This is a genomic window from Bacillus swezeyi, assembly GCF_030908325.1.
Lineage (GTDB): Bacteria > Bacillota > Bacilli > Bacillales > Bacillaceae > Bacillus > Bacillus swezeyi.
The window spans coordinates 2,337,228-2,355,204 of record NZ_CP133085.1 but is presented as its reverse complement, the minus strand read 5'-3'; the positions used below and the strand labels follow the sequence as shown (position 1 = coordinate 2,355,204).

Genomic DNA, 17,977 nt, shown 5'->3' with positions numbered 1-17,977 from the left:
AAGGGGAGGGGAAAATGGGCAAAACAACAGGATTTATGGAATTCAAGCGGGAAAAGCCTGCTGAACGCGATCCTCTCACGCGGATAAATGACTGGAACGAATATTCGTCTCCATTTTCTGAGGAAGTTTCAAAAAGACAAGGAGCGCGCTGCATGGACTGCGGCACACCTTTTTGCCAAATCGGCATGGATATCGGCGGATATACATCAGGATGTCCGATTCATAATTTGATTCCTGAATGGAATGATCTCGTCTATCGGGGAAGATGGAAAGAAGCGCTTGAGCGCCTCCTCAAAACGAACAACTTTCCTGAATTCACCGGACGCGTCTGTCCGGCGCCTTGTGAAGGCTCTTGTACGGTGGCGATATCTGATCCTGCTGTATCGATCAAAGGCATTGAACGGACGATTATTGACAAAGGCTTTGAAAACGGATGGATTCAGCCGAGGATTCCGAAAGAACGAACCGGCAAGAAAATTGCAATTGTCGGCTCAGGGCCGGCAGGTCTTGCAAGCGCAGACCAGCTGAATCAGGCCGGGCACTCTGTTACCGTATATGAACGCGCCGACCGCCCTGGCGGCCTCTTAACTTACGGAATTCCGAATATGAAGCTTGAAAAAAGCGTCGTGGAACGCCGCATCAAATTATTGAGGCAAGAAGGCATCGATTTTGTTACCAATACGGAGATCGGCAAAGACATTACAGCAGAAGAACTTAAAAGACAATATGATGCGGTTATTCTTTGCACGGGGGCGCAAAAGCAGCGCGATCTTTTGATTGAAGGCCGTGAAGCAAAAGGCGTTCACTTCGCAATGGACTATTTAACAGGCACAATCAAAAGCATGCTGGATTCAAACTTTAAAGATAAACAATTCATCAATACCAAAAACAAGGATGTCATCGTCATCGGCGGCGGTGACACCGGGGCTGACTGTGTTGCGACGGCTTTGCGCCAAAAAGCGCGGAGTGTCGTCCAGTTCGGCAAACACCCGAAGCTTCCTGACATACGGACGGCTGAAAACATGTGGCCTGAACAGCCGCACGTCTATTCGCTTGATTATGCTTATGAAGAAGCACAGGCGAAATTCGGCAGCGACCCGAGAGCATATTCCATCCAAACAAAGAAACTGGTCGCAGATAAAAACGGCAACTTAAAAGAACTGCATACGATTCAAATGAAAAAAGTGAAAAACGAACAAGGGAAGTTTGAATTTCACGAAATTCCGGGAACGGAAAAAGTCTGGCCTGCCCAGTTCGTCTTTATCGCCATCGGCTTTGAAGGCACAGAACAGCCGCTCTTGAAGCAATTCGGGGTCGAAACGGTCAGAAATAAAGTTGACGCAGCATACGGGGAATTTACAACAAATGTCGAGGGAGTTTTCGCCGCAGGGGATGCGAGAAGAGGCCAAAGCTTAATCGTTTGGGCCATTCACGAAGGACGCGAAGCCGCCCGTGAAGTTGACAAGTATTTGATGGGGAGTTCTGTATTACCGTAAACAAAGGGGTATCATTATATAAATCACAGCCTGTCTCACGGCCTGCCTTTAGGTTGATGGGGCAGGCTGTTTTTCTGTCCGGCGGCTGCTTCACAAAGTGACAGGTCCTTTGCGCCCTGAGATTTGCCGAAATGAATTGTTTTTTATTGAACGCGGATCTTCCTGTTAATGTACAATTGACAGCTTCAATATTTCGCGTGTACATACTCCATTTTATGGGGATCGGCATAGCCTAAGAGTATTCAAACCACCGAAAGGAGGCTATGATGTTGGAGGAAATCTATCATATTAACCATGGTTACGATGAAAGGCAGCAGCCTTATTCCTATTCTTATCCCTATCCATATCCGAGACCAAGGCCGAGACCGAGACCAAGACCAAGACCGCCGTTTTATCCTTATCCATTCTATTATCCGTTTTTCTTCCCTTTTTATCCTTTCTATCCTTACTCATGGTAAAAACGGGGCTGTCTGGGTGTCCGGACAGCTCTTTTTCGGCATGATCAAATCCATAGTGATCTCGGGGGACCTTTTTTTATTTTGATGAATTTTTCAAAAGGCTTCCAGCAATAATAACAACAAAGTAACAGCGGCTCCATATATTTCTTCTTTTTTCAACCAGAACAAAAATGGATGTGTTGTTTTTATGTTGTTGCCCGTCAAAAAGATCAGCCGGGAGAAAGTGTTTCTCTTTATCGCTTTCACCGTCATCTTATTGTATGTTTTACCGCTTTACATATTAAATGAAAATGCCCATATCCGCGTTCACGACAACCTGGATTCCAATATCGCCTGGTACAAGGTGCTCGCGGAAAGCGGACAGCTGCTCGGCGGTGTGAAAGCTGTGATTCCCCAGATTATCAACGGCCTGCCTCGTGATGCTTACGGAACGGAGTGGAGCGGAATTGTTTGGCTTCACGCCTTGTTTCCGTCAATGACCGCGTATGCTGTAAGTCAAACGATGACAAGGGTTTTCGCCTTCATCGGCATGTACGTCCTGCTGAAAGCACATGTGATCCGCGATGAAAAAGCATATTTGATCAGAATCGGCGTCTCTCTCGCCTTTGCCCTCACACCGTTCTGGCCTTCCGGCATGCTGAGCACACTTGGACATCCGCTTGCATTATGGGCTTTTTTAAACATAAGAGCGCGGAATTTTTCCTGGAAAGAGTGGCTTACGCTTGCCCTTTTGCCGCTTTATTCAAGCTTTGTGCTCGGTTTTTTCTTTTTTCTTGCCGCTGTTTCCCTGCTTTGGCTTTACGATTTGATTGTCAAGCGCGATTGGAACCTTCCTTTTCTGGGGAGCATCGCTCTTATGACAGGGGTTTTTCTCGCCATAGAATACAGGCTCGTTTATTCGGTTTTCGCGTCAGGCGAAACGATGCACCGTGTTGAATTTATATCATCAAGGCATGATATACTGCATTCTTTCCGCCTGTCTTTTAAAAATTTCGTCCTCGGCCATAACCATGTGATGACCGTTCATACAGCCGTGATCCTTCCTGTGGTCCTGCTGACGTTTATGATCGTCATCGGCAGGCAAAAACAAAGGCGCCCGAAAGAAGAAAAGCTATTTATTTTTTTGATGATTTTAAATTATGCACTTTCATTATGGTATGCGTTTTGGTTTAACAAACTATGGGCGCTGCCGAAGGAAAAAATCAGCTTCCTGTCGGCATTCAATTTTGCACGGTTTCATTTTTTGCGGCCGCTTGTGATCTATGTAAGCTTTGCAGTGGCATGCTATATCTTGTGGCGGATCGGCAAAAGATGGCGGCGGTTTGTCTATGCGGCGCTTCTCGCACAGCTGATCGTTCTCATCCCATTTCAGGAAGAACTGACCTATGGCGCTTATTATAAAGCGCCGACATTCCGGGAGTTTTATGCGTCTGAACAATTTAAAGAGATCAAACAATTCATCAGACGGCCTGAGCGATCATATCGGGTGGCGAGCATCGGACTGCATCCGGCGATTGCACAGTACAACGGTTTTTACACGCTGGATACGTACGCTAATATTTATCCGCTTAAATACAAGTATCAATTTCGAAAAATCATCGCCAAAGAACTTGAGAAAAATGCCGTCTTAAAGCGCTATTTTGACGAATGGGGGAGCCGCTGTTACCTGTTTGTCGATGAGCTCGGAAAACATTACGCCTTTAAAAAGAACTCGAAGAAAAAAATTACCAACCTGGAATTAAATACTGAAGCATTCAAAGAAATGGGCGGGCGTTACATTTTTTCTTCAGTACCGATTATGAACGCCCAACAAAATAAACTGACGTTTTTAAAGCGATTCAGCCATTCGCAGTCCGCCTGGAACATCTATTTATATGAAGCAAAATAAGTTCGCTAAAGAGGAGGAGACAAATTGAATCATTCACAGCCTTTATTGACGATCGTTGTTCCCTGTTACAACGAAGAGGAGGTTTTTTCTGAAACCGCCAAACAGCTGACTGCTGTATTGAAAGATCTGACAGAAGACAACCTGATTTCATCCGACAGCAAGCTCTTATTCGTAGATGACGGATCGACAGACCGTACATGGCCGCTGATTGTTATGGAAAGCACAAGAAACCATTATGTTACAGGCTTAAAATTGGCTCACAATTCAGGACATCAAAAAGCGCTTTTAGCAGGACTGGAAAAAGCAAAACAAAAGTCAGACTGCGTCATATCAATCGATGCCGATCTTCAGGATGATATTTCAGCGATCCGCAAGTTCATTGAGAAGTATCATGAAGGATATGAGATCGTCTACGGTGTGCGCCGGAGCCGAAAAACCGACACTTTATTTAAGCGGACGACAGCATCATGGTTTTACCGCTTAATGAACAAGCTCGGCATTCAATTAATTGATAACCATGCCGATTTTCGGCTTTTAAATAAAAGGGCGCTTGACGAGCTCAGCCGTTATGCCGAAGCCAATGTTTTTTTGCGCGGGCTAGTGCCGCTGATCGGTCTTCGATCGGCAAAAGTGCTCTATGACAGGAAGGAGAGGCATGCGGGAGAGACAAAATATCCGCTGAAAAAAATGCTGTCTTTTGCTTTTCACGGCATTACGTCTTTTAGTGTGGCACCCATTCGTTTTTTTACCTTTATCGGCTTTTTCTTATTTTTCTTAAGCGGCATTGCAGGCATCTATGCGATGATTCAAAAGCTGCTCGGCTATACGAATGCGGGCTGGGCGTCTTTGATGATTTCCATCTGGTTTTTGGGAGGCCTGCACTTAATGGGAATCGGCATTATTGGCGAATACATCGGCACAATCTTCACCGAAGTGAAAAAGCGGCCGAGATATGCGGTTGATATCGATTTGTATACTGAACGGCTGGGCCGGGCGGAGCGGCGCGAGCCAGAAAACATACACGGTACAAGGCTAAGTTAAGGCGGATGCTTGAGGGAATAGCATTCAGCCGTAGCGGACAATCTAATCTATAATCTCAAGTTTATTAAGTACAAGGAAGGATGTTCAAGCTTATGGCAGAAAAACAAAGCTCGGGTCTGACCGTAGTGGCCATCGGTTCGATTCCGCTGATCATGACATTGGGAAATTCCATGCTGATTCCGATTTTGCCGAAAATGAAATCTGAACTCAATTTGTCTCAATTTCAAGTCAGTCTTGTGATCACCGTGTTTTCCATAACGGCGGCACTCTTTATTCCGCTGCTCGGATATCTGGCAGACCGATTTTCACGAAAAGTGATTATTATCCCGTGCCTGGTTCTTTACGGAGCAGGGGGAATTCTTGCGGGATTCGCTGCTACGACATTTGAAAATGCATTTCCGTGGGTTCTTTTCGGCAGGGGGCTGCAAGGGCTCGGCGCAGCCGGAACGGCGCCGATTGCTATGGCGCTTACAGGAGATCTTTTTAAAGGGTCTGATGAAAGCCGGGTGCTTGGACTTGTCGAAGCTTCCAACGGTTTCGGAAAAGTGTTGTCGCCTATATTAGGTTCCCTGATTGCATTGATCGCTTGGTTCTGGGTATTTTTTGCTTTTCCGGCTTTCTGTATTGCTCCTATCGTACTGACTTGGTTTTTTATTAAAGAAAAAGACAAAAAGAAAGATCCTCCGCCCTTTGGAAAATATGCAAAAGGGTTAGTCAGCGTTTTTAAACATGAGGGCAGATGGCTTTTCACAGCATATTTGGCAGGTGCTGTCTGTTTGTTTACATTGTTTGGCATTCTCTTTTACTTATCTGACATTTTGGAAAAAGACTTTCATACGGATGGGGTGAAAAAAGGGTTGATTTTAGCGATCCCGCTGCTTGTCATGTGTACGACTTCCTACATAACAGGCAGTAAAATCGGGCAAAATCAGCGGCTTATGAAAAAAATGATGGTCATCGGACTCGCATTTATTACGATTTCATATGGGACACTGTCATTTTTCTCCGCGCTCATTCCTTTTATCTCGATTCTTGTTATCAGCAGCATTGGCACAGGGTTTGTATTGCCGTGTGTCAACAGTTTTATAACAGGCGCTGTCGGCAAAGAGAGACGGGGCTTTGTGACATCGCTGTACGGCTCGGTCCGTTTTTTGGGAGTTGCCATCGGACCGCCGATTTTCGGGAGGCTGATGGAATGGTCAAAAATCGGCATGTTTATGACCATCGCCGGACTTACTCTCGTTGTCGGCATCCTCGTTCTGACATTGATCCACGCCAAAGATGAAGGCCCGACAAAAAAAGGGGAGAAAGGGCCAAAAGGGCTGCAAACTGCTGATGCAAGGTGAAAGGGAGAAAAACATGCGCATTGAAAGAATTGATACATTTCCGCTGTTTTATAAGCTTTCCGCCCCTTATGGAGATGCGAACGGGTTCAAAAGCTACAGAACATGCTATTTGATTCGGGTGACGACCGCATCCGGCCTGACGGGGTGGGGCGAATGTATGGACTGGCTGCCCCTGTTGGATGCGGGCTTCAAGAAACGGATCATCCCTTATTTAATTGGAAAACAAGCGACTGACCGCTTGCGGCTTGCCGGCGTCATTAAAAAGTGGCATCAGCGCGCCGCTGCTGCTGTCAGCATGGCTTTAACAGAAATCACGGCCAAAAAGTCCGGCCTTTCTGTATGTGATTTATGGGGAGGAAAGCTGAGGGAGTGTATACCGGTTTATGCTTCATTTCAATCCTATTCGGACAGAACAGACTGGATCAATCATTCCATTCAGTTGATCGAGAAAAGCGTACGTAATGGATTTGACACCGTAAAGCTGAAAGTTGGAGGAAGACCGTTTTCAGAAGACTTGGCACATATTCAGGCTTTTCAGAAGATGTCAGAGCAAAACATCCGCTTTATTATGGATGCCAACCAAAGCTATGACTTGGCAGCCGCCCGCAGATGGGAGCGCTTCGCTCATGACTGGTGCAATCTGCTTTGGTTTGAAGAGCCTATGCCATTTGATGACTTGGCGGAATATCGCAGGCTGCGCTCGGTTTTTTCCGCTCCAATTGCCGGGGGAGAAAACATGAAAGGCGCAAAACAATTTTTGCCGCTCCTTCTTGAACACGCCCTCGATATTATTCAGCCCGATGTCATGCATGGCTATGGAACCGACGACTTTCAGAGCGTACTGCAGCTCGCCCGGCATTTTGGGAAACGGGTTTCCCCGCACAGCTATGACGGAACACTTTCAAGATTGTACGCCGCTTTCGGCCAAGCCTGTTTATCACCTTGGACGAAAATGGATGGGGAAGATATCGAACCTCTCGAATGGGATGCGATGGAAAATCCGTTCACACAAATTGTACATGTTCAGGTAAAGGACGGGCAGCTCCATGTGCCTGAGAAAATCGAAGTTGATACAGATTTGGTGAAAGCACACCTGTGGGACGGAACAAGCTACAGGTAATAAGCAAAAGATGTGATATTTTTCATTTCCCCTTTCATATAGTAGATAGAGGACAAGTTTTCATTTAAAGGGGATTATATCCATATGGGGAGAACATTCAAAATTGTACAAGCTATTTTTTTGGGCAGCGTATTACAGGGACTCGGTATGGCGCTCTTTTTATTTCCAAACCATATTCCTTCAGGAGGGGCGGCCGGGATTGCCGTCTTGCTCAATTTTTGGTTTCAGGTTCCGCACGGATTAACGGTCTGGGCCGTAAACTTTTCATTGCTTCTGACGGCTGTCAAATGGCTTGAGCCGATCACGGTAATCGGAACGATGGGCGCCATCACCATGACGTCTGTTTCAGTGCAGATTTTCGAAACCTGTTTGCCTGTTATGACGACGAACAACATATGGCTGGATTTATTTTACGGCGCCGTCCTTTTAGGAACCGGTGTCGGGATATTATATAAATACAACATTTCAAACGGAGGATTCGGCGCCTTGGCTTTGATGATTTCAATATATCGCGGCGGAAAGCCGGGGACGGCCTTATTTTTAATGAATGCTTTTATTTTTCTTCTGACGGCTTCTGTCATCGCATGGGGCATCGTCATCCAGGCCCTAATCTGCCAATGGATTTCCACCAGGATTATTGATGCCATTTATCAAATTCGGCTGCGTCCGTTTTTGCTGCCCCTTGCCGGCTATCGCAACAAAAAATAGTCCGCCGCCCGGCGAACCTATTCGAATAAATAAAATGTATCTGAGCGAAGGCCAAGCCGCAATGTTTCCAAAGGAATGGCATCTTGAAACGGAATGTTTGCCATATTGACATCAGATCCGATTTTTTCAATAAAACACGTTTGCATTTTTTTAGTCGGCGCTTCAAAGATTAAATCGTCAGGCTTGATGCCTGATCTAAGAATGTCCTCAATCAGCAGGGAACGCATCTCCCCATCGCTTTTGCACAAACCGCTCGTTCCGCCTTCTCTCGTTTCTGTGATCACTTTCTCTGCCCCTGCTTCAAGATCTTCGAGAATATAGTCAATCCAATCTGATGACTGCTGCTCATTGCTGATCGCACTGTCTTTGCTGCCAACCTCGCTGAACACGTGAAACTCTTTTGCAAAATCAGAGATAAAGCTCGCTTTTTCTCTGTTGGACAAAAGGATCGTACCATTTGATATTTCCACATACTGACATCCGTATGTTTTACAATAGCGGTAATAGTCTTCAATCTTATCCTGGCTTAAAAACTTCTCAAACAGTGTGCCGCCGAAAAAGAATTGAACATCATTTTGCTTTAAGCAATCGATCTTTTCCTCCAAATATTTTGTAACTAAAGACGTCCCCCAGCCAAACTTCACAAAGTCTATATAATCGGCTGCCCCGTTAATCGTGTCTTTAAACAAGTTTAAGGGAACTCCATTATCAATCAGAATAGTGATCCCTTTCGTTCTCGGTTTAAGCTGCCGCACGGGCAGTTTTAATTCAGAAGAAATCATGATTACCCCTCACAATCTTTAACTATATCATTCACACCTCGGAAAAATGCCTCTATACAACCAATTTCAGCTGCCGTTCTAAAAGATTGACCTTTCTCTGTTTTTTCAAATATGTTTTTCGATTTGGCAAGGAGTTATCTAATTCACCTCCTCATGGGCAGCGTATTTTCCAGCAAACGCAAAAGACCAGACTTCGCGGCAGTCGCAGCGTTCGGCTGACATCGCTTTTTTGCGTTTTGAAGATAGGTATTTATCCATATTGTGAAGTCAAAGTAAGTATATTCGCCGTCCTTTTATAAGGTTCCATTCTTTATCCGTCATCAAGGAGCCGCAATTCAGATAAAAGAGGAAGCTTGTGACAGATTTGCGAACTCGATAAAAAGTTCACCATTTTTTAACATTTAAAGATATTTCAATATATTAAAATCTGGATTGTTTAGATTGAAATAAAATTAAATATCTTATTTTACAAAGATACAGCAGACCCAGTGTAGTATTTTGATATTCTGAAATAACATTAAAATCATTTGCAAACATGTAAATCATATACATAAATTCATTGGATTGTTTCGCTTAAGAAAGGTATGCTATCATGATTCCGTATTTTGGGAATTCCTTTTTTGGCAGCCAACACCTCGAGGATACGGCCGGCCATGATCAACTTAGAGCGGTCCATTTCCCTTGAGCTGTATAAAAAATAGCTGAAGCTTCGGGATCCCGGTTTGTTTCAGCTGCCTGAAAAAATTGTCGGCGTTTTTTCAAACATTCACAAAAGTGGGCGGATAAAAGTTTTTTCCAGATCACATTTGCTCAAAAAGTGAATAATCTGCCTATATGTTCTTTCAGTTCAGTTTGTTTTGTTGGGAGGGTAAAGCAAGTAAACCTTTATGATGCATTAAAGTGGGGGAAAATAGATGAACGGTGGTTTAACGTATAACACATGGAATGATGAAGATGCAAAAGCAGTTATGGATGGCTTTAGCGGTGAAATGGATGTTTTGAAATGGGCTTACAGCACTTACGGGAAAATCGTTTATGCATGCAGTTTCGGGGCCGAAGGGATCGTTTTAATCGATTTAATTTCAAAGATTAAAAAAGATGCTGACATCGTTTTTTTGGATACTGGGCTTCACTTTCAAGAAACCTATGACCTCATCAAGGAAATAGAACACAAGTATCCCGGCCTTTCGATCCGTTTCTTGAAGCCGGCTCTCACATTGGAAGAGCAGGAAGAGAAGTATGGAAAGGAACTTTGGCAGCGTCAGCCCGACCTTTGCTGCAGCCTCCGCAAAATCGAACCGCTCAAAGAACACCTCTCAGGCATGGACGCTTGGATTACCGGGCTTAGGCGGGAACAGTCGGAAACGAGGAGGCATGTCCGCTATATCAACAAAGACGACAAATTTAAACTGGTCAAAATCTGCCCCCTGATTCACTGGACGTGGGGTGATGTATGGAGCTACATCAGATTAAACCAGCTGACATACCACAAGCTGCATGACCAGCAATATCCAAGCATCGGCTGTGAGATGTGTACACTTCCAGTGACAGACGGAGGCAATTTAAGAGCGGGAAGGTGGGCCCAGCGCGAAAAAACAGAATGCGGGCTGCATCAATTCCGGTAGGAGCTGGATAGAAGATGACGATTACAGTTTTAGCATTTATAATCGCTTTATTTTTTGCCATGAACATAGGAGCGAGCGGCGCAGCAGCAACAATGGGGATTGCCTACGGCTCAGGCGCCGTCCGAAAAAGGCGGATTGCCTTGTGGATCAGCGGCATCGGCGTGTTTCTGGGCGCCGTGATAGGCGGCGGGGAAGTCGTAAAAACAATCGGTTCAGGCATCATTCCTTCGTCGATTCTCAATGTAAATATCGTCGTGATCATCCTCGGGGCGGCGGCAGTATCACTTTTTATCGCCAATATGGCGGGCATTCCGCTTTCAACAAGCGAAGTCACGGTCGGCTCGATTGTCGGAGTGGGGGTCGCCTTTCAGGTCGTATTTACGGATAAACTGATGCTGATCGTGGTGTATTGGCTGATCATCCCGATCATTGCTTTTTTTCTCGCTTTTCTCATCGGCCAGCTGATTAAAGGAACAGAACGAAAGCTGAAATGGCTGAAAAAGAAGAAGTGGTCGCGCGTACTTATTGTGCTGGTGATTTTGACCGGGTTTTTGGAGGCTTTTTCAGCTGGGATGAATAATGTCGCCAATTCGGTGGGCCCGCTTGTAGGGGCGGGACTGTTATCGATCGACAGCGGAACATTTTTAGGCGGTCTATTTGTCGCAATCGGAGCGATTTGTCTTGGAAGCAGAGTCATTGAAACAAACGGAAAAAAAATAACGAACCTTAACCTTTTGCAGGGATCAGCCGTTTCCGGGCTCGGAGCTGTCCTGGTCATCGGTGCATCACTCTTTGGCATTCCCGTTCCGCAAACCCAGATTACGACATGCAGCATTATCGGGATCGGACTGTCTGAGAAGGGGAAAGCCATCTTTCGTAAAAGTGTGATCGTTAAACTCATGAAAGTGTGGGTTGTTTCCCCTGTTTTTTCGCTTGTCATCTCTTATAGTCTCGTGAAGATCTTTCTTGATTTTGATCTATATTCTGTTTCTGTTGTTTTATGTGTATTTCTGGCCACCCTCGGTTCTGTCAGCCTTATGAAGCAGGCCGGAAAACCACAGCGAAAGAGGGGTCAAAGAAGGGACAATATTAAATCGATCGTTGGAGGGAGAAACCATGAAAGAGAACCAGCCGCATGGAGAGATTTTAGTTAACCGGTTTGATGTCTGCCACCAGGCAGAACAAACCAGGCATGAAGTCGAACTCGATGATATGGCGCTAAGCGACTTGGAGCTCATTGCAACAGGGGGATACAGCCCATTAACCGGTTTTTTAAATGAACAGGATTATCAGTCTGTCGTCGAAGAGATGCGCCTTTCCAACGGGATTCCGTGGAGCATTCCGATTACGCTTCCCGTTGAAAAAAATGCGCTCACCCGCATCGATATCGGCGATTCTGTCAAACTTGTCAAAGACAAAACAGTCTACGGCGTTTTGACTGTCACCGATCTATATCCGGCGGATAAACTAAAGGAAGCTGTACATGTATACAGAACAGCCGACCTTCGCCATCCAGGGGTCAAAAAACTGTTTGAACGTCCGAGCGTTTATATGGCCGGGCCTATCACGATGATCCGCCGCCCGCAGCGGGAAAAATTCGGCCGCTTTTATTTAGACCCCAAAGCAGCAAGGGACCTGTTTAAAAAACGCGGCTGGAAAACGGTCGTGGGCTTTCAGACCCGAAATCCTGTGCACCGTGCTCACGAATACATTCAAAAATCGGCTTTGGAGATGGTTGACGGCTTGCTTCTTCATCCGCTCGTCGGCCAGACAAAGTCAGATGACATTCCGGCTGATGTCAGAATGGAAAGCTACCAGGTTCTGTTGGAAAACTATTATCCGCAAGACCGCGTCTGTTTATCCGTATTTCCTGCGGCGATGCGCTATGCGGGCCCTCGTGAAGCGATTTTCCACGCGCTTGTCCGCAAAAACTACGGATGCACCCACTTTATTGTAGGACGCGATCATGCTGGAGTCGGGAGCTTTTACGGCACCTATGATGCACAGCATATTTTCAGCCATTTTTCAGATGAAGAAATCGGCATAACACCGCTGTTTTTTGAGCATTGTTTTTATTGCAAAGCATGCGGAAACATGGGATCTCTTAAAACATGTCCGCATGATAAGGAAGACCATATGCATTTGTCAGGCACAAAGGTAAGAGCGATGCTTGTAAACGGGCAAAAGCCGCCGGAGGAATTTACGAGGCCTGAGGTTAGTGAAGTATTGATCAATGGCATATGCAAACAGAATGAGAAAGAGGTGAGCCAGAACACATGACTCATCACATCGTCTGGCATCAGCCGGCTATGGACAAAGCCGACAGGCAGCGGTTAAATCAGCATAAAAGCGGTGTGCTTTGGTTTACCGGACTGCCCGGTTCAGGGAAATCAACGCTGGCCAACACAGTTGATAGGCGGCTCTATCAGTTAAAAATCAGAAGCTATGTATTGGATGGGGATAATATTCGGCACGGTTTGAACAAAGGCCTTGGGTTCAGCAAAGAAGACCGGACCGAAAATTTAAGAAGAATCGGAGAGGTGGCGAAGCTTTTCGTTGACAGCGGCCAAATCGTCCTCACGGCATTCGTTTCTCCATATCTCAAAGACCGCGCCCAAATCAGAAAGCTCTTTTCTGAAGACGAATTTATCGAGATTCATGTCAGCTGTCCGGTTGATATATGTGAACAGCGAGATCCGAAAGGACTTTATCAAAAAGCAAGAAAAGGGGAGATCAAGGATTTCACCGGTATACAGTCTCCTTATGAACCACCTGTCCGCCCGGAACTGATCATTGATACAAACCGGTATACGGCAGATGAATCAGCAGATATGATCATCGCCTATTTAAAAGAAAACAAATGGATTTAATCGTTTGATATGAAGGCTTGTCGCTGAAACAGCAGATAAGCTTTTTCTTTGCCTGTCAGGGAAAAATTTCCGCTGGTTTAAACTGCATCCCGAATGTAAACAATGAAGAGAGAGATTCGGGAGGGAACCTTGATGGACTATATACATTTGGTAGTTGAACTGACAGTCGGATTTGCAGCATTATTTCTCATGACGAAGATATTGGGCAAAACCCAATTCGCCCAAATCACCCCATTCGATTTTATTTCCGCTTTAATTTTAGGGGAGATGGTTGGAAACGCAATTTTTGATGAAGCAGTCACCATTTGGAAAATCCTCTTTGCTATTATCGTTTGGGGGATTCTCATCTATTCAATCGAAGTTTTGTCTCAAAAAGTTCAAGCCATGAGAGGCTTTCTGGAAGGACGTCCAAGCCTCATCATCAAAAAAGGAAAAATCGACTACAACGCTCTTAAAAAAAACAAACTGGATTTGAACCAGCTGCAAACTTTAGCGCGCGAAAAAGGCTGTTTTTCCCTTAACGAAATTGACTTTGCTATATTGGAAACAGACGGCACACTGAGCGTCCTCCCTAAACACCAATACGGAATGACGACAAAACAGGATTTAAACATCCCTTATAAACCGGTTCAGCTTCCTGTTTCCTTAATCCTTGACGGCCAGCTGGAAAAGGATAACCTGCATGAAGCCGGCTTTGATGAACTTTGGCTGCAAAATCAATTATCAAGCCAAAACATCAATCAGTACAGCGACGTGCTATACGCAGAATGGCGCGGTGATGAAGGGCAGCTCTACATTACAAAATATTGACGGGGATGAAAGCGGGATCGACATCTTTCGAGCCCGCGCTTTTTTCGCTGAACAGCTATCCCTCGGGAAATCATACTTTTATACCGGGCTAAAAGGCTTTCTTTCTCTAGAGCATAGCGCTAATTCATACAAAATACCTTCAATTCAAAATGATTGTAAACGACGAAAGATGCACCGCAAAATCAAAATTCCTTTTTTAAATCGCTTAACTTTTCCTTTATTCTGCAAAATCCTCCATTTTTCACGTCTTGATTGCCGTCCAGTCAAAACACGCAAACTTGACATAAATATCTAAAGTGTTAATATACTAACCGTGTTCGAAAAAATACGAACAGAAATGCGAACAAAGGGAGATGTTAAAGATCTTTAATCAAAAAAACGTAGCATTTATAGGGGCTGGATCAATGGCCGAAGGGATGATTTCAGGCATCCTTCAGTCTAAAAAACTGCCCGCCAGCCAAATCCATGTTACAAACCACACGAATCACCAGCGTTTAAAAGAACTCCAGAAGAAATACGGGATACAGGGCATCAAAAAAGAAGCGCTTGACTATCAGAACATCGATTGCTTCATCTTGGCGATGAAGCCAAAGGATGCCGAAGCTGCGCTCGTATCCTTGAAACCGCATATTCAGCCTCATCAGCTCATACTGTCAGTCTTAGCTGGCATATCAATCTCATTTATTGAAAACGCGCTGCACGAAAATCAGCCCGTTATCAGAATCATGCCTAATACCTCAAGCACGATCGGCGCTTCAGCAACCGCAATGTCTGAAGGAAGCAGCGTAACAGCCGATCAGTCAGAAACAGCAAAACAGCTGCTTCGATGCATGGGTGAAGTGTACGCCATCGAAGAAAACAAAATGGATATTTTCACAGGAATTGCCGGAAGCGGGCCTGCTTATTTTTATTTTTTAATGGAGCACATTGAAAAAGCGGGAGCCGAGGCCGGATTAAGCCAAAAATTAACGAGGGAAATCGGTGCACAAACACTATTAGGCGCCGCAAAAATGCTATTGGAAAGCCCGGAAGACACCACTGTTCTCAAAGACAACATCACCTCTCCTAACGGTACGACTGCCGCCGGCTTAAAAGCTTTGGAAGAAAGCGGCGGGGGCGAAGCGATCGAACAGGCGGTCAAACATGCCGCAAAGCGATCAAAAACCATCAGCCAGGAACTAAAACAATTAGTCACAACAAGGTAAACGCCCATACAAAGGAAAAAATACTACAGGAGTGATAAAATGACCTCTAATCAAAAGAGGGTAGTTGTCAAAGTTGGAAGCAGCTCTTTAACAAGTCTTCATGGGGAGATCAGCAGCAAAAAGCTCGAAAAGCTTGTCGAGCAGATCGTCCGCCTCAAAGATGAAGGACATGAGGTCCTCCTCGTCTCATCCGGCGCTGTTGCTGCCGGATATCGGAAGCTCGGATTTATCAGCCGACCGGATACATTGCCGGAAAAACAGGCATCTGCTTCAGTCGGGCAAGGCTTATTAATAGAGTCATACTCCAAGCTCTTTTTATCCCATGGCTACATTGCTTCGCAAATTTTAATCACAAGAAGCGATTTTTCAGATGAAAAACGGTACAACAATGTGCGAAACACGATGAACGTCCTTCTGAAACGCGGCATTATCCCGATTATCAATGAAAATGACACGGTAACCGTCAACCGGCTCAAATTCGGAGACAATGATACGCTTTCAGCAAAGGTGGCCGGGCTGATTGACGCCGACCTGCTGACGATTCTCTCTGATATTGACGGCCTTTATAACGCCAACCCGAGGAAAACGCCGGACGCCGACCTTGTGAAAGAAGTGAATGAAATCACACCGGAGATCGAAGCTTCAGCCGGGGATGCAGGAAGCGATGTCGGAACAGGCGGAATGAAATCAAAACTGGATGCTTTTAAAATCACAATGGCTTCAGGAATCAAAGGGTTCTTAGGCCGGGCCGACACTCCCGATATTTTGCGCGAAGCGATCAGCGGGACTGCGCGGGGAACTTATTTTGAACCGAATGCAGAATCACACACCCTTAATCATAAAAAACAATGGATAGCTTTCAACTCTGGACCAGAAGGAGATATTATCGTCAGCAATGAAAGCAAAGAGTTTATCATCGACCGTAAAAAAAGCCTGTATCCTTCTAGTATTTACGAAATAAACGGCCGTTTCAGCAACGGTTCCGTCGTTCGAATCCTTGACCAGGATAGAGAAGAAATCGGCCTTGGAGTCGTTAATTTTTCTTCGTCCCAGCTTCGTAAATGGAAGAAGGATACGAATCAGGAAACAGCAGCTTCCTCACAGGCTGTCGTTGACAGAGAAGCGTTTGTCTGTCATTTAGAGCTATCCGTCCCGCTTTAAAAAAATGAATCAGAAGGAGGAATTGATATGACTGCGACCAGAGAGAGCATCCCGGCACGTATTGAGGAAAAAGCGATAAAAGCAAAAAAGGCGGCAAAACGATTAAGGCTGACAACGGAAAAAGAAAAGAACGAAGCGCTCTTCACATTGGCGGAGCATTTAGTGACAAACATGCAATATATTCTCGATGAAAATGAAAAGGATATAGAGGCCGGACGCAGTAAAGGCTATGATGCGGCATACATTGACCGCCTCTCCCTTAATGAAGACAGGATTCTCGATTTCGCGAAAGGTCTTAAAGATGTAGCCAGCCTGGAAGATCCGGTCGGTGAAACGCTATCAAGCTGGACGCTAGACAACGGGTTAAAAGCGGAAAAAGTCCGCGTTCCTCTCGGCGTCATCGGCATGATCTATGAAGCAAGGCCAAACGTGACAGTCGATGCAGCAGGGCTTGCTCTTAAATCCGGAAATGCAGTTGTTTTAAAAGGCGGATCATCAGCGATCCACTCCAACAAAGCGATCGTCTCTTGCATGCACGACGCATTGGCGGAAACAGCCATTCCGCAGGATGCCGTTCAATTTATCGAGAGCACCGACCGCAGCGCCACAAAAGAGCTGTTTAAGATGAAAGAACATATCGATGTATTAATTCCACGGGGAGGAGGCTCCCTCATTCAAGAGGTCGTAGAAAACGCGACGGTCCCCGTTTTGGAAACCGGAGTGGGCAACTGCCACCTGTATATCGACAAAGACGCCGATACAAAAAAAGCGCTCAGCATTATGATCAATGCAAAAACGGATCGCCCGGCTGTCTGCAACGCGCTTGAGACATTGCTTGTCCATGAACAATGGCTTCAAGAAAACAGTGCGGCGCTCATCACCGCTTTGCAAGACCACGGCATTCAAGTCCACGGAGACGAAAAGGCGCTCCGGCACATTCCCGGAGCGAAACCGGCGGATGAATCCGACTGGCGGAATGAATATTTAAGCCTTGATATCGCTGTTAAAGTCGTACACGGTGTTGAAGAAGCCTGCGACCATATCGAAACATACGGAACGAAGCACTCGGAAGCGATCGTAACGGAGAATCCGGAGACAGCCGAAACTTTTCTCAATACCGTTGACGCAGCGGCCCTTTACCACAACGCGTCCACCCGGTTTACAGACGGCGGGGCGCTCGGCTTCGGAGCGGAAATCGGCATTTCTACACAAAAGCTTCATGCGCGCGGACCGATGGGACTGAAAGAACTGACGACTTGCAAATTTATCATGAAAGGCAACGGCCACATCAGATAATCATTGTTTAAAAACTGCACCCTCTCAGGTTGGGGGTGCAGTTTTTTTTATGACTGCATTTACAGGCCAAATGGGAAAAGGGAAGCGGAAATACAGCTTGCCTCATTCGTTTTTGCCGTTTGGACAAGCTCTCGCTTGAAATCCTCGATGCGATCTCCAATTGGAATTCTA

Annotated in this window: 15 protein-coding genes and 1 pseudogene; 15 read left to right on the top strand and 1 reads right to left on the bottom strand. The window is 45.6% G+C overall.

Annotation, left to right across the window (positions count from 1 at the left end; translation table 11 throughout):
- The first annotated feature begins 14 nt into the window (after window positions 1-14).
- The 7 genes and pseudogenes from gltD to RBH91_RS11410 all read left to right on the top strand — a co-directional run bounded on the left by gltD (window position 15) and on the right by RBH91_RS11410 (window position 8,057).
- Window positions 15-1,496 (top strand): glutamate synthase small subunit, encoded by a 1,482-nt coding sequence (gene gltD, locus RBH91_RS11435; protein ID WP_307891665.1) that lies wholly within the window; start codon window positions 15-17, stop codon window positions 1,494-1,496.
- A gap of 365 nt (window positions 1,497-1,861) precedes the next feature.
- Window positions 1,862-1,942: pseudogene (locus RBH91_RS22690) on the top strand (hypothetical protein); the annotation flags it as partial.
- A 199-nt stretch (window positions 1,943-2,141) separates the two neighbouring features.
- Window positions 2,142-3,842 carry a DUF6044 family protein gene (locus tag RBH91_RS11430; protein ID WP_307891664.1) on the top strand — a complete coding sequence of 567 codons (1,701 nt, stop codon included), beginning with the start codon at window positions 2,142-2,144 and terminating at the stop codon, window positions 3,840-3,842.
- Window positions 3,843-3,866: 24 nt separating this feature from the next.
- Window positions 3,867-4,883 carry a glycosyltransferase family 2 protein gene (locus tag RBH91_RS11425; RefSeq protein ID WP_307891663.1) on the top strand — a complete coding sequence of 339 codons (1,017 nt, stop codon included), beginning with the start codon at window positions 3,867-3,869 and terminating at the stop codon, window positions 4,881-4,883.
- Window positions 4,884-4,975: 92 nt separating this feature from the next.
- The gene (locus RBH91_RS11420) at window positions 4,976-6,229 is read left to right on the top strand and encodes an MFS transporter (protein WP_404802439.1); all 1,254 of its coding nucleotides are present in this window, start codon (window positions 4,976-4,978) and stop codon (window positions 6,227-6,229) included.
- Window positions 6,230-6,242: 13 nt separating this feature from the next.
- Window positions 6,243-7,349, top strand: a complete 1,107-nt coding sequence (locus RBH91_RS11415; protein ID WP_307891661.1) for a mandelate racemase/muconate lactonizing enzyme family protein — start codon at window positions 6,243-6,245, stop codon at window positions 7,347-7,349.
- An 84-nt stretch (window positions 7,350-7,433) separates the two neighbouring features.
- Window positions 7,434-8,057 carry a YitT family protein gene (locus tag RBH91_RS11410; protein ID WP_307891660.1) on the top strand — a complete coding sequence of 208 codons (624 nt, stop codon included), beginning with the start codon at window positions 7,434-7,436 and terminating at the stop codon, window positions 8,055-8,057.
- Window positions 8,058-8,074: 17 nt separating this feature from the next.
- On the opposite strand, the gene RBH91_RS11405 is transcribed toward RBH91_RS11410, so the two are convergent.
- Window positions 8,075-8,839 (bottom strand): phosphosulfolactate synthase, encoded by a 765-nt coding sequence (locus RBH91_RS11405; protein ID WP_076758376.1) that lies wholly within the window; start codon window positions 8,837-8,839, stop codon window positions 8,075-8,077.
- A gap of 914 nt (window positions 8,840-9,753) precedes the next feature.
- On the opposite strand from RBH91_RS11405, the gene RBH91_RS11400 reads away from it, so the two are divergent.
- The 8 genes from RBH91_RS11400 (at window position 9,754) to RBH91_RS11365 (ending at window position 17,806) form a co-directional block, all read left to right on the top strand.
- The gene (locus RBH91_RS11400) at window positions 9,754-10,464 is read left to right on the top strand and encodes a phosphoadenylyl-sulfate reductase (RefSeq protein WP_307891659.1); all 711 of its coding nucleotides are present in this window, start codon (window positions 9,754-9,756) and stop codon (window positions 10,462-10,464) included.
- 14 nt (window positions 10,465-10,478) lie between these two features.
- On the top strand, window positions 10,479-11,618 hold the full coding sequence (locus RBH91_RS11395; RefSeq protein ID WP_307891658.1) for a sulfate permease: 1,140 nt from the start codon (window positions 10,479-10,481) through the stop codon (window positions 11,616-11,618).
- Entirely contained in the window at window positions 11,581-12,744 is a 1,164-nt protein-coding gene (gene sat / locus RBH91_RS11390; protein ID WP_307891657.1) for a sulfate adenylyltransferase, read from the top strand. Before RBH91_RS11395 ends, sat begins: the two co-directional genes overlap by 38 nt.
- Entirely contained in the window at window positions 12,741-13,334 is a 594-nt protein-coding gene (gene cysC, locus RBH91_RS11385) for an adenylyl-sulfate kinase (RefSeq protein ID WP_307891656.1), read from the top strand. The genes sat and cysC overlap by 4 nt, the downstream gene beginning before the upstream one ends.
- A gap of 132 nt (window positions 13,335-13,466) precedes the next feature.
- The gene (locus RBH91_RS11380; RefSeq protein ID WP_307891655.1) at window positions 13,467-14,144 is read left to right on the top strand and encodes a DUF421 domain-containing protein; all 678 of its coding nucleotides are present in this window, start codon (window positions 13,467-13,469) and stop codon (window positions 14,142-14,144) included.
- 353 nt (window positions 14,145-14,497) lie between these two features.
- Window positions 14,498-15,349, top strand: a complete 852-nt coding sequence (proC, locus tag RBH91_RS11375; protein ID WP_307891654.1) for a pyrroline-5-carboxylate reductase — start codon at window positions 14,498-14,500, stop codon at window positions 15,347-15,349.
- Window positions 15,350-15,388: 39 nt separating this feature from the next.
- Window positions 15,389-16,510 carry a glutamate 5-kinase gene (gene proB / locus RBH91_RS11370; protein ID WP_307891653.1) on the top strand — a complete coding sequence of 374 codons (1,122 nt, stop codon included), beginning with the start codon at window positions 15,389-15,391 and terminating at the stop codon, window positions 16,508-16,510.
- A 27-nt stretch (window positions 16,511-16,537) separates the two neighbouring features.
- The gene (locus RBH91_RS11365) at window positions 16,538-17,806 is read left to right on the top strand and encodes a glutamate-5-semialdehyde dehydrogenase (RefSeq protein WP_307891652.1); all 1,269 of its coding nucleotides are present in this window, start codon (window positions 16,538-16,540) and stop codon (window positions 17,804-17,806) included.
- The last annotated feature ends 171 nt before the right edge of the window (window positions 17,807-17,977 follow it).